The sequence below is a fragment of the Kribbella sp. genome (assembly GCF_035655035.1).
In the GTDB taxonomy this organism is placed as follows: Bacteria; Actinomycetota; Actinomycetes; order Propionibacteriales; family Kribbellaceae; genus Kribbella.
The window spans coordinates 1-10,792 of sequence record NZ_DASRVN010000667.1 but is presented as its reverse complement, the minus strand read 5'-3'; the positions used below and the strand labels follow the sequence as shown (position 1 = coordinate 10,792).

13 protein-coding genes are annotated in these 10,792 nt (G+C 67.8%); 5 read left to right on the top strand and 8 right to left on the bottom strand.

All coding sequences use genetic code 11. The annotated features are described in order from the left end of the window. Both VFF46_RS34905 and VFF46_RS34900 read left to right on the top strand, forming a co-directional pair. A partial coding sequence (locus VFF46_RS34905) for a sensor histidine kinase (RefSeq protein WP_325041523.1) occupies window positions 1–581 on the top strand: 581 nt, incomplete at its 5' end. After that, the gene (locus VFF46_RS34900) at window positions 578–1,243 is read left to right on the top strand and encodes a response regulator (protein WP_325041522.1); all 666 of its coding nucleotides are present in this window, start codon (window positions 578–580) and stop codon (window positions 1,241–1,243) included. The genes VFF46_RS34905 and VFF46_RS34900, both read left to right, overlap by 4 nt. 345 nt (window positions 1,244–1,588) lie before the next feature. On the opposite strand, the gene VFF46_RS34895 is transcribed toward VFF46_RS34900, so the two are convergent. Beyond that, the gene (locus VFF46_RS34895) at window positions 1,589–2,194 is read right to left on the bottom strand and encodes a VanZ family protein (RefSeq protein WP_325041521.1); all 606 of its coding nucleotides are present in this window, start codon (window positions 2,192–2,194) and stop codon (window positions 1,589–1,591) included. Window positions 2,195–2,390: 196 nt separating this feature from the next. On the opposite strand from VFF46_RS34895, the gene VFF46_RS34890 reads away from it, so the two are divergent. Both VFF46_RS34890 and VFF46_RS34885 read left to right on the top strand, forming a co-directional pair. Continuing rightward, complete coding sequence (locus tag VFF46_RS34890; protein WP_325041520.1) at window positions 2,391–2,846, top strand: hypothetical protein; 456 nt, start codon at window positions 2,391–2,393, stop codon at window positions 2,844–2,846. A gap of 3 nt (window positions 2,847–2,849) precedes the next feature. Continuing rightward, the gene (locus VFF46_RS34885; RefSeq protein ID WP_325041519.1) at window positions 2,850–3,191 is read left to right on the top strand and encodes a hypothetical protein; all 342 of its coding nucleotides are present in this window, start codon (window positions 2,850–2,852) and stop codon (window positions 3,189–3,191) included. Window positions 3,192–3,990: 799 nt separating this feature from the next. On the opposite strand, the gene VFF46_RS34880 is transcribed toward VFF46_RS34885, so the two are convergent. Genes VFF46_RS34880 through VFF46_RS34870 form a run of 3 tightly spaced genes read right to left on the bottom strand, consistent with a single transcriptional unit; the run spans window position 3,991 to window position 5,502 of the window. After that, window positions 3,991–4,548, bottom strand: a complete 558-nt coding sequence (locus VFF46_RS34880) for a DinB family protein (protein WP_325041518.1) — start codon at window positions 4,546–4,548, stop codon at window positions 3,991–3,993. Next, window positions 4,545–5,069: a gamma carbonic anhydrase family protein gene (locus VFF46_RS34875; RefSeq protein ID WP_325041517.1), complete on the bottom strand. Its 525-nt coding sequence runs from the start codon at window positions 5,067–5,069 to the stop codon at window positions 4,545–4,547. The genes VFF46_RS34880 and VFF46_RS34875 overlap by 4 nt, the downstream gene beginning before the upstream one ends. Before the next feature lie 10 nt (window positions 5,070–5,079). Further along, window positions 5,080–5,502: a T6SS immunity protein Tdi1 domain-containing protein gene (locus tag VFF46_RS34870; protein ID WP_325041516.1), complete on the bottom strand. Its 423-nt coding sequence runs from the start codon at window positions 5,500–5,502 to the stop codon at window positions 5,080–5,082. Window positions 5,503–5,594: 92 nt separating this feature from the next. Here VFF46_RS34870 and VFF46_RS34865 point away from each other — a divergent pair, with 92 nt between their 5' ends. After that, window positions 5,595–5,957, top strand: coding sequence for a cupin domain-containing protein (locus tag VFF46_RS34865; RefSeq protein WP_325041515.1), 363 nt, complete (start codon window positions 5,595–5,597; stop codon window positions 5,955–5,957). Window positions 5,958–5,975: 18 nt separating this feature from the next. On the opposite strand, the gene VFF46_RS34860 is transcribed toward VFF46_RS34865, so the two are convergent. The 4 genes from VFF46_RS34860 to VFF46_RS34845 form a co-directional block, all read right to left on the bottom strand. Further along, a complete protein-coding gene (locus VFF46_RS34860) occupies window positions 5,976–6,686 on the bottom strand; it encodes an endonuclease/exonuclease/phosphatase family protein (RefSeq protein WP_325041514.1) in 711 nt (236 codons plus the stop codon). An 86-nt stretch (window positions 6,687–6,772) separates the two neighbouring features. Further along, a complete protein-coding gene (locus VFF46_RS34855; RefSeq protein ID WP_325041513.1) occupies window positions 6,773–7,576 on the bottom strand; it encodes an SDR family NAD(P)-dependent oxidoreductase in 804 nt (267 codons plus the stop codon). Next, window positions 7,573–8,892, bottom strand: coding sequence for an FAD-binding oxidoreductase (locus VFF46_RS34850; RefSeq protein WP_325041512.1), 1,320 nt, complete (start codon window positions 8,890–8,892; stop codon window positions 7,573–7,575). The genes VFF46_RS34855 and VFF46_RS34850 overlap by 4 nt, the downstream gene beginning before the upstream one ends. Window positions 8,893–9,060: 168 nt before the next feature. Beyond that, window positions 9,061–10,792 (bottom strand): ricin-type beta-trefoil lectin domain protein (locus VFF46_RS34845; protein WP_325041511.1); only part of this gene is annotated, 1,732 nt, incomplete at its 5' end.

Here is a 10,792-nt window from a genome sequence, read left to right as displayed (position 1 = left end):
TTTCCGGGCTGATCCAGATCGGGGAGTACGACGAGGTCGTGACGTACGTCGGCGCGCTGAACCGCTATCGTGAGTCGCTCGACCTGACCGTGACCCGGCGGGTCCACGACACCACGGTCGCCGCCCTGCTGATGGCGAAGTCCTCGCTCGCGGCCGAACGCCGCGTCGAGCTCCGGGTGTCCGAGCGGACCACCCTGCTCCGCCTCGACCCGGCGCTGTCCGCGGACATCGCGACCGTACTCGGCAACCTCGTCGACAACGCGGTCGACGCCGCCGCGCAGTCCGGTACGCCGCTGTCGCCCGCCTGGGTCGAGGTCGAACTCCGGCAGGACGCGATCTCGGTGGAGATCGTGGTCCGGGACTCCGGACCCGGCGTCGCGCCGGAGCTGGCGCAGGAGGTGTTCGCGCACGGGTTCACCACCAAGGCCGCCGCCGAGGGCGAACGCGGCATCGGGCTGGCGATGACCCGGATGATCTGCCGGCGCCGCGGCGGCGAGGTCGCCGTCACCAACCTGACCGAGGGCGGCGCCGCGTTCATCGCGCGGATGTCCACCCAACGCACACCGGAAGGAGCCCGATGATCACGGTCCTGGTCGTCGACGACGACTTCATGGTGGCCCGCATCCACCGCGGCTTCGTCGACCGCGTGGACGGCTTCGAGGTCGTCGGTACGGCGAACTCCGGCGACGCCGCCGTCGCCGCGCTGGAGTCACTGGCGCCCGACCTGGTGCTGCTGGACCTGTATCTGCCCGACGTCTTCGGGCTGGACCTGATCGCCCGGCTCCGCGCCGTACAGCCGTCCGTCGACATCCTCGTCATCACCGCCGCCCGCGAGGCCGACGCCGTCCGCGGCGCCGTCCGCCAGGGCGTCGTGAACTACCTGCTGAAACCCTTCGGTTTCGAGGACCTCCGGGTACGCCTCCAGGAGTACGCCCGGCGCCGCGCGTCGGTCCCCGACCAGGTCACCTCGCAGGCCGACGTCGACCGGGTCCTGGCCCCCGCCCGCCCCCTGGTCAACCGCCTCCCCAAGGGCCTCTCCCAGGAAACCACCGACCTGGTCACCACCGCCCTCCGCAACACCCCGGAAAACCTCTCCGCCGCCGAATGCGCCGAACTGGTCGGCATCTCCCGCGTCAGCGCCCGCCGCTACCTCGAATTCCTCACCACCCAAGGCCAAGCCGAAGTAACCCTCCGCTACGGCACCACCGGCCGCCCCGAACGCCGCTACACCTGGCGCACCTAGAAGGGACGGGGTGATAACGGGTGGGCGAGGTGAACGATGGAGTTGGTTAGCCCCCGCGTGCTGCGCAGGTGCTCCGGTCGCTACGCTCCCTCCCGCACCCGCTTCGCGCGCTACCCACCCGCCCACCGGCTTAACGCCGGCAGTGCCCGGCTGGCGCCGGGAGTAGCGAGCTGCCGCTCGCGAGTGACTACTAGGCCAGCGCACTCCGTACGGTAGGTGGTGAGTGGCGCGGGTTGTGAGCGGTGGACGTGCTGAGCGGGAAGTGGAGGTAGCAAACGGGAGGTGGTGCCGCGTGGAGGTGCTCTGCCATTGCGCGCTGCGCACCTGCTCCGATCCCTGCGCGCGCTACGTGTGCACCGATCCCGTTCCGGCCGGGCGGCGATGGTTGCGTTGGAGTGTGCGCGCCAGCACATGACGGACGCTGATACCGACGGCACTGGCAGCGATGCAGCCCGTCGTGTTCAACAGGACGTCGGTGATGTCTCCAGCCGTGCCCAACGGAGTGAACGCCTGCATGCATTCGATGAGGGACGACAGAAGAAGCGCGCCAGCCGACGCGCTCAGCAGCAGACGGGCGTCTGATGCGTGCGGTGCTACCCAACCGAGCAGCAGACCGGCTGGGACGAAAAGCAGCAGGTTCACAAGGTTCTCTGTCGCGGGTGCAGTACTCTGCGCCGCGAAGGGTATCCAGTTGAAGTAGACGCCACCCGAGGCATCGTGTGGCCGGCCCCCGAGCGTCACCACGAGGAGCCCCGCGAACCAGAGAGCGAGGCAGACCCGTGCCAGCCTGGCCGCCTGCTCGTCGAGGCCTTGCAGGCTCAAACGACATAGCCGTAGCAGCACCCAAGCAACGAACGCGAGCGCAACGACGGCCGCAGGAACGATGAGGTTGGTCGGGGTCACGAGTATCTGACGACTCCCGTTCCGCATGAGCTGACCGTTGATGAACACGCTCTTTGATTCGAGCATCAAGCCGGGTCGTCGCCAGGCCGTTCGCCCACTTTGCGCTCCGGAAGCTCGCGTCATTGTGACCGATTCTGCCTGACAAGCGTTAGTGCTCCTGCCGCCCGCGAGTTCAGCCGGATCGACTGCGTGATGTGACCCCGGCAGTTGAGTTCAGAACACATTCTGAACTACCGTGTACCGCATGACGGCTGACACCGCATCTCGAACCTCCTTCCAGTCGTCGGAATTGAGTCGCTCGTCGGCGGAGGTATTCGCCGCGGCCTCGGACCATCCTGTCGAGGTGACGCGCCGGGACGGCGAGTCCCTGGTCCTCATGTCCGAGCGCGAGAATCGAGCCCGTAACTCGCTGCTTGAGCTCGCGGCCCAGCTCATCGCCGTCTCCACCAGCCTTGAGGGAACACTCGCCGAACGGATGAGTGATCACTTCCCATGGATGCTCGCCCTCAGTCCGGAGGGCCGTGAGACCTGCGCAACTGACATCCTGACCGCGGCCAGGGCATCATTCGCCACTGGCCAGGCATACCTCGCGCTCGCTGAGCTGACCTCCTGGCGTGAAACAGCAACTGCACTCGCCGCCGGTCTGGGTCATGCACCAGTGGAATGGCTTGACGAGGATGAGCCGGTGGACCGTCCCTGACGCATGGCGAAGCAGACAAAAGTCGAGCGTCCGACCAAGAACAGCGAGTACGAACTGCGCTTCGCCTCGGCCAATGCACAGAAAGGCTGGCGCGACCTCGCAGCCACACTGCGAGGTCCGCTCGCCGATACCTGGGACTTCCTGACCAGGACTCCGCTGGACGTGACGCCGACCAACTACCCGCTGAAGGACGCGCTGGGGATCGTATGCCGGGCAGGAGTCGACCACCAGCGATGGCAGCACAAGCCGACAGCCAAAGGTACGGCCCGCATCTGGTTCTACGTCGACGGCTCCGTCGTGTACCTCGAACAGGTGCACACAATCCATCCGAACCAGACAAAGTAGGCCACGCCAGGGCGCGGCCCTTCTGACTGGAAGGCGGCCCACGTACGTATCTCGGCGAGGCTGCGCGGCGCGCGACCGCGACCAAGTGGGTCACCCGACTCACTGACGCTCGCCGGCTGCCCCACGAGCTCGCTCGGTGCGAGTCTGGACCTCTCCTCTCGGCTGGAAGGTTCTGCGCATCAGGTTGTCCGATGCGCAGGCGACTCTGCGCCGGGGACCTGAGTCGCGGTGTCGACTGGCTGGTGGCGGTCTGTGTGTCCCAGGTCGCTGTGTCGTGCGGGATCGGCCGATTCGGACGCCGGCCGATGCCAGGCGGCCTGACTGTGAACACCTCGTGGGGTCGGGCGACAAGCAATTGCTTGTTCCCTGACCCCAGGGGGTATCGCAAGTCCGCAGAATGATCAATCTCCGCGACTGGAGGAGCACAACCTCGTGATTCGTGGCGGACGTCCGTCTTGTTCGTCCGAGCGTCGGCTGTGGTCGGCGCGCAGGGCGTCGGAGCCGGCCTGCTTCGGGCCAGAGTTCCTGCTGCGGACGACTCTCGCCCCACTGACCACGGCCCGCCCTACGAAGCGCGCTCGCTAAGCAGTCACGCGCGAGCGCCAGCTCGCAACTCCTGGCGCCAGCCGGGCACTGCCGGCGCCTAGCCGGTGGCGGGTGGGTAGCGCGCGGAGCGGGTGCGGGAGGGAGCGCAGCGACCGGAGCACCTGCGCAGCACGCGGGGGCAGACCACGCCCCCCGGTTCACCACATCCGCCTGCAGCTCCGCGCAGTACGGCGCCGAGAAGCAGCAGTCGTTCCTAGCTCCGGGCAGCGCGGGCGGCGGCTTCTATTTGGGCTCGATGGGCCGCCCAATCAACCGTGGGGTCAGCGTTGGTCGTGCCGTCGAGTTGTTCGCGGAGGATGTCGGCGTGACCCGTGTGGCGGTTGGTTTCGGTGAGGACGTGGACGAGGACGTTGAAGAGCATCACGTCGGGGCGGGGCCACCAGGGGACCGTGGCGCGGGTGTCGATCGGGAGGGCTTCGATCGTGGCGTCAGCGTGGGTGCAGGCGCGGTGGTAGTTGGTGAGGATCTGGGCGTGGGTCTCGTGTTCGGTCACCCACAGGTGGTGGCGGTTCGCGTAGTCCGGGTCGGTGTAGCTCGGGAGCGGGTCGGGGTACGGGCGGCCGAAGATCTCGCCGAGGTACCGGGCCTCGGTCATCGTGAGGTGTTTGATCAGGCCGAGCAGGTTGGTGCCGGTGTGCGTGAGGGGCCGGCGTACGTCGTACTCGGAGAGTCCCTCGACCTTGCTGAGCAGGGACTCGCGGACCGAGCGGAGCGCGTCGTGCAGGTAGGCCTTCGCGAAGTCGTCGATCACGGCTCGACCAGTTTGACGGTTGTGGCGTGGCGTTCGGCGAGGGCGTGGTAGACGGCGGCGTTGTGGTCGACGAAGAGTTTGGCGGTGCCGTCGAGCGGGACGATCTTCTTGGCGGGGCTGCCCATGGCGACCGATTCGGGTGGGATGACGGTGCCGGGGGTGACGGTGGCGCCGGCGGCGACCAGGGAGCGGTTGCCGATGACGGCGCCGTCCAGGACGATCGCGCCGTTGCCGACCAGGGCCTGTTCGCCGATGGTGCAGTCGTGGACGAGGCACTGGTGGCCGACGGTCGCGTTCGGGCCGATCTCGCAGCCGTTGTGGCCGACGTGGATGACGGTGTTGTCCTGGATGTTCGCCCCGGCGCGGATCGTGATCGTACCGAGGTCGGCGCGGACGACCACGCCGTACCAGATCGAGACCCCGGCCTCGACGACCACGTCACCGACGAGCGTTGCGGTCGGCGCGATCCACGCGTCGGGATGGACGGTCGGGCGCTTACCTTCGAACGAGTACAGCGGCATGCGGACCACCTTAGGTGGTGCGGAGTTGGGTGTGGATCTGCCCGAGGATGTTCAGCGAGACCACGAAGTCCAGTACTTCGACGTTGCCGAGCGCGATCTCCCCGCCGAGCTGCGGTGGATGCGCGAACGAGTACACCTGGTCACCGGACGGTACGACGCCGTTGTCGGCGGCGCCGAACACCAGCCCGGCCAGCAGGTACTGGTCCTGCCCGTCCTCGGTGTTGAGCTCCTGCTCCAACTCCTGCGCGCTCGCCCACTGCCGGGTCAAGGTGCCCTCCAGCGTGTCCAGCCACCAGAACCCGTCCGCCGCCTGGAAGAACACGTCCCCGAACGGCGACGTGAACAGCGGGACCTTCCCCTGCAGGTCGAGGAACTCCCACGACTCGAGAGCATGCGCGTACTGCGTATCGGTGAAGGCCCGGGTCAGCTCCATGCCGTCGAGGTTATCTCTGCCTCAGGGAGAAACCTGATGTGCAACGGACCGTGGTGTGGTTACGGTGGGCGGGATCGACCGAGGAGGGTGCTATGACGGAGATTGCGAAGTCGGGGGCCGCGGTGATCAACCGGGCCGACGGGCGCGCCGACGGCGAGGAATGGACCGAGAACTACACCGAGCTGCCGGGTGGCGCGGGCGTCTCGCTGATTCTCGAGGCGACGACCAAGGAAGGTGCCGGGCCGCGGCTGCACAAGCATCCGTACGCCGAGACCTTCATCATCCGGCGTGGTTCCGCGACGTTCACCGTGGCCGGTGAGGAGATCGTCGGTACGGCGGGCCAGATCCTCGTCGTACCGGCGGACACGCCGCACAAGTTCCGCACCGGGCCGGGCGGCTACGAGGCCGTCCACATCCACGCGAACCCGACGTTCGAGACAATCTGGCTGGAGTAATCGCGTTGGCGGCGCAGGTCAGGTGAGGGAGTAGGTGGCCACGAGTGGCCAGTGATCGGAGGCGAAGGTCAGCGGGACCGAGGCGGCGGTTGCTACCAGTTGCGAGTTGTGCAGCTGGTAGTCGATACGCTTGATCGCCACTGGCACCGGGTTGGTGAAGCCGAAGGCGAACCCCTTCTCCTTCCAGGTGTCGGTCAGGTGTGTCGTCAGCGTCCTGACCTCGGTCGACGTCGGTACTGCGTTCAGGTCGCCGACGAGCAGTGTTGCCTCGGGAGCATCCTTCAGCAGCGCGACGATCGCGTTCACCTGCTCGAGGCGTTCGCCGTCGTTGATCGTGGTGAGGTGCGTATTGGCGAAGCGCAACGGCGTACCGTTCACGTCGATCAGCGCCTCCAGCAGACCGCGCTGCTCACTTCCGGCATGCAGCGGCAGCAGCGTGTTCCGCGAGTCGACGATCGGGTACTTCGACAGCACAAGCGTCCCGTACTGCCGCCGCGGCTTGCCCGGCTCCGCGGGATCCCAGTCCAGGTTGGCGGCGAAGACGTAGTTCATCTTCAACCGGGCGGCCAGCCAGGACGGCTGGTCCACCCAGTTGCTGCGTGCATCGAAGAACCGGTCGACCTCCTGCAGCCCGACGACCGCGGCACCGGAGGCCTCGATCGCGCGGGCGACCCGCTCGAGGTCCAGCTTGCCGTTCATACCCGCGCCGTGGTGGATGTTGAACGTCATCGTCTTCACCATCGCCAGCTTGCCAGAGCAGCGGACATCCCCGATCGACGCCTACCCGTAGTCTCCCGGGTCCACGGGGCCAGGCCCTACATGGCCTTCACCGACAGGTCCTGCCAGTCCGCCCAGGTCTTCAGACGGTCGGCGTACGCCTGCTGCGCCATCGGGTAGCCCTGCGTGCCGAAGAAGACGCGGAGCGGTGGGTGCGGGGCGTCGGCGAGTTCGAGGATGGCGCGACCGGCGGCGGCCGGATCGCCGAAGTCCGCGGCCGCGACGTACGCCGTGAGCGCCGCGCGGAAGTCGTCGTACAGCGGGATCGCGGCGGACTGGACTCCGCCCGTGACGCCATCGGTCGCGTAGCCGCCAGGCTCGAGGATCGTGACCTTGACGCCGAAACCCGCGACCTCCTGGGCGAGTACTTCGCTGAGGCCTTCGAGGGCCCACTTCGACGCGCAATAGGCGGCACCGAGCGGCAACCCGAGCAGACCGGCCACCGAGGAAACCTGGATGATCCGGCCGTCGCCTTGGTCGCGCAGATACGGCAGGGCTGCCTGGACCACCCACAGCGGACCGAAGAAGTTCGTCTCCAACTGGTGCCGGAGTTGTGACTCGTCGAGCTCCTCGACCGCACCGGACAGCCCGTAGCCGGCGTTGTTCACGATCACGTCCAGGCGGCCGAAGTGTGCGTGCGCCTGCTCGACGGCCGCGAAAACGCTGTCCTTGTCGGTGACGTCGACGACCAGCGGAAGTACGGAGTCGCCGTACTGCTCGGACAACTCGGTCAGCTTGTGCCGCGCCGTCGCGGCCACCCTGTCACCGCGGGACAGGGCAGCCTCGACGAACGCTCGGCCGAGACCGCGCGACGAACCGGTGACGAACCAGACCTTGCTCATGCCGGCCGCACATTGTGGTTGCCGGAGAAAACGTTGTCGGGATCGTGTTTCCGCTTGATTTCCGCCAGCCGCTCGTACGTCGCGGCGGGGTAGACGTCGGTGACGTCGTCGTCGGAGAGGAAGTTCGCGTACGCGCCGTTGACGTGCGGGCGCAGCGTTTCCCAGAGCTGCTCGCGGGCCGGCCGGGTCGCCTCGATCACCGGCGGCGGGCCGATCGTGGTCGTGGCGAACATCAGCTCCGCCTGCCGGTGCGCGTACGCCGTCGCGTCGTCGGCGACCTGGGCGACCGCCCCGCCGAGGCTGCGGACCGCGATGATCGGCGCACCCTGCGAAGTACCGGCGGCGGCGAGGATCCGCAGTACCTCGGGCACCGAATCCTTGTCGACAAAGGCACTTCGGGTCACCAGCTGGATCCCCGGCGGCGGTACCGCGCCGTCCACCAGCACCTCGGCGTACGGCGTCAGCGCGACGTCGTCGGCGAGCAGCGTGCCCAGATCACGGAGCGGGTCGATCGCCTGCGCGGCGAGCTCCGGGTCGTCACCGTCGTACGCGACCTGGATCTCCAGCGGCGCCTCCGGGCCGCCGAGGAACGGGTTCGCGAACGCGGCGATCGAGGTCAGCTCGGCCGGCGCCGTCCGCAGGTACTCCGCCCAGCGCGGCAGTACCTCGGCGATCTCGGCCGCCGGAAACACCAGTTTCCCGAAGTGGATGTCGGTGGTCGGGTGCGCGGCGAACTCGAACGCGGTCACGATCCCGAAGTTTCCGCCGCCACCACGGACCGCCCAGAACAGGTCGGTGTTCTCCTCCGCGGACGCCCGTACGACGTCGCCCGCGGCGGTCACGAGCTCCACCGCGACCAGGCTGTCCAGTGCGAGACCGTACTTCCGGACCTTCCACCCCATCCCGCCGCTCAACGTCAGCCCGCCGACGCCGACGCTCCTCGTGTCACCCGACGAGATCGCCAGGTTGTACGGCGCGAGCGCGGCCGCGACCTGTCCCCAGGTGGCGCCGCCGCCGATCCGCACCACGTGCTTGTCCTTGTCGACGACCTCGATCCCGGCCAGGCCGGACAACTCGATCACCACGCCGCCGTCGTTCGTCCCGAACCCCGGGAACGCGTGCCCACCACCCCGCACCGCGAGCGGCAGCCCGCTCTCCACGGCGTACCGGACGGCCTTCCGTACGTCGTCGACGCTCGCCGGACGGAACACGTATGCGGGACTTCCGGAAACCAGCACCGTCCGGCTCGCCGCGTCGTACTCCGCGTCCTGCGGCCCGACGATCTGCCCACCAAATCCTTCGACCACTGCAGTCATGACGTTCCTTCCCGTTTGCCCTCATCGAACAAACACCTGACGTCCGCTGCTCACCACCTGTGACGTGAACAACCCCACATCACAAAACGCGGGCCTATTTCGTCCCGCCACCCATCCCCCACTCATTCGCCGAAGGATGGGTGGTGCAAACACCGCGGGACGACCGGATTACGGCAGCGTCCAGCGTTGGTTGAGCCCGTTGTTACACGTGTAGATGATGAGCTTCGTCCCGTTCGTTGAGGAGGCGCCGGTGGCGTCCAGGCACATCCCGGACGCGGCGTTCCGCAAGGTGCCATCGACCTCGGGAATCCACCGCTGGCCGGCCGATCCGTCGCAGGTCCACAGCACAGCCGGTGTGCGCAGGGTCGTGTCGCGGGCCGCCAGGCACTTGCCCGTCGTGCGGATCGTCCCGTCGTCGGCGGACGGCGTCCACTGCTGGTTCACGGCACGGTTACACGTGTAGAGCGTCGTCGGCGTACCGTCCGCCGTCAGCGCGCGGTACACGTCGACGCACTGCCCCGCGATACCGATCGCCGGCCCGGTGTCCTGGAACACGCCGAACTCCCAGAGCGAGTAGTAGCTCCCGGCAACGGCCCGTTTCGTCGCCACGATCCGCACGTACCGCGCGTAGATCGGCGAGAACGTCACGTTGTCCGTCCCGCCGTCCCCGCCGACCGTTGCCGAAACCGTTTTCCATGACCGTCCGCTGCCGGACACCTGGATCTGGTACGACTTCGCGTACGCGGTCGACAGCCAGTTCAGCAGCACCCGGTTGACCGCCTGCACCGACCCGAGATCGACCCGGTACCACTGCGGATCGGCCCGCGCGCTCGACCACGCCGTACCCATCGAGCCATCGACGGCCTTCGACGCCTCACGGCCCGCGAGATAGGTGCTGGAGGCAACAGCTGGTCGCCGGAGCGCCAGGTTCCGCTTCGCGCTGTACATGGCCGTGTACGTCGACACGCGGTCCGGAGCCACCAGGTTGTGGTCGCGCGCCCCGCCGTCCGACCACGCCCCGAACCGGTACACCTGGTTAGCCACCGGCTGCCCGGGATCCGCCGACACCGAGACACTGGATCCCACGATCGTTTTCCCGATCAACGGACTCTTCCCGCTCGTGTTCCCGAACGCGACCGGCATCCCGGGCGGCCACGAGTTGAACGTCAGGTCGACCGTCTTCGGATCCAGCCGCACGCTCTTCGTGTCGGTCAGCCCCTCCGCGTCCGTCGCCGTCAGCTTCAGCTCCAGGTACGACGGATACTCGTGATCCGGCGCCGTGAACGAGCCGCTCGCCCCGGTCATCGAGGTGATCGTGTGCGTATGGCAGTCGCTCGGGCAGTGATGCATGATCAACGTCCAGGTCAGCGCCGACGCCGGCAACGTACCCTGCTCGGGATCCGTCGCGGACCCGGAGAAGTTGATGGTGTCGCCAACCTTCCAGGTCGTCGCCGGGCCGGGCGACGTGATCAGCGCGGTTGGTGCCGTGTTCGCCACGTCGATCTGCGTGGACGTGGTGGTCGACGTTTTCCCGTCGGATACCCGCAACCGCGCGGTCACCGTTCCGGCGGTCGTGTACGTGTGCTGCACGGTCGCCGCGGTCGAGTCGTCGTACACACCGTCGCCGTTCAGATCCCATGCGTACGTGAGCGGATCGCCGTCGGCGTCGTTCGACGCGGTCCCGTCGAACGTCACGGTCAGCGGTGTCGGCCCGCTCGCCGGGGTGGCGTGGATGATCGCCGTCGGCGGGTTGTTCGTGCCGTTGTACACGTACCGCAGGATCCGGCCGTTGTCGTAGTCCACCGTGAACAGGTCGCCGCCCGGCCCGGTCTGCAGCCGGGTCGCGCCGTACCCCGACGCGAACAGCTGGATGTTCGAGGGATCAGGCAGACCGTTGCTC

Bases quoted from the DNA above. Each gene is read 5' to 3' on its own strand.
- VFF46_RS34900 (WP_325041522.1), top strand. From the start codon at position 578: ATGATCACGGTCCTGGTCGTCGACGACGACTTCATGGTGGCCCGCATC.
- VFF46_RS34890 (WP_325041520.1), top strand. From the start codon at position 2,391: ATGACGGCTGACACCGCATCTCGAACCTCCTTCCAGTCGTCGGAATTG.
- VFF46_RS34885 (WP_325041519.1), top strand. From the start codon at position 2,850: ATGGCGAAGCAGACAAAAGTCGAGCGTCCGACCAAGAACAGCGAGTAC.
- VFF46_RS34875 (WP_325041517.1), bottom strand. From the start codon at position 5,069: ATGCCGCTGTACTCGTTCGAAGGTAAGCGCCCGACCGTCCATCCCGAC.
- VFF46_RS34870 (WP_325041516.1), bottom strand. From the start codon at position 5,502: ATGGAGCTGACCCGGGCCTTCACCGATACGCAGTACGCGCATGCTCTC.
- VFF46_RS34865 (WP_325041515.1), top strand. From the start codon at position 5,595: ATGACGGAGATTGCGAAGTCGGGGGCCGCGGTGATCAACCGGGCCGAC.
- VFF46_RS34860 (WP_325041514.1), bottom strand. From the start codon at position 6,686: ATGACGTTCAACATCCACCACGGCGCGGGTATGAACGGCAAGCTGGAC.
- VFF46_RS34855 (WP_325041513.1), bottom strand. From the start codon at position 7,576: ATGAGCAAGGTCTGGTTCGTCACCGGTTCGTCGCGCGGTCTCGGCCGA.
- VFF46_RS34850 (WP_325041512.1), bottom strand. From the start codon at position 8,892: ATGACTGCAGTGGTCGAAGGATTTGGTGGGCAGATCGTCGGGCCGCAG.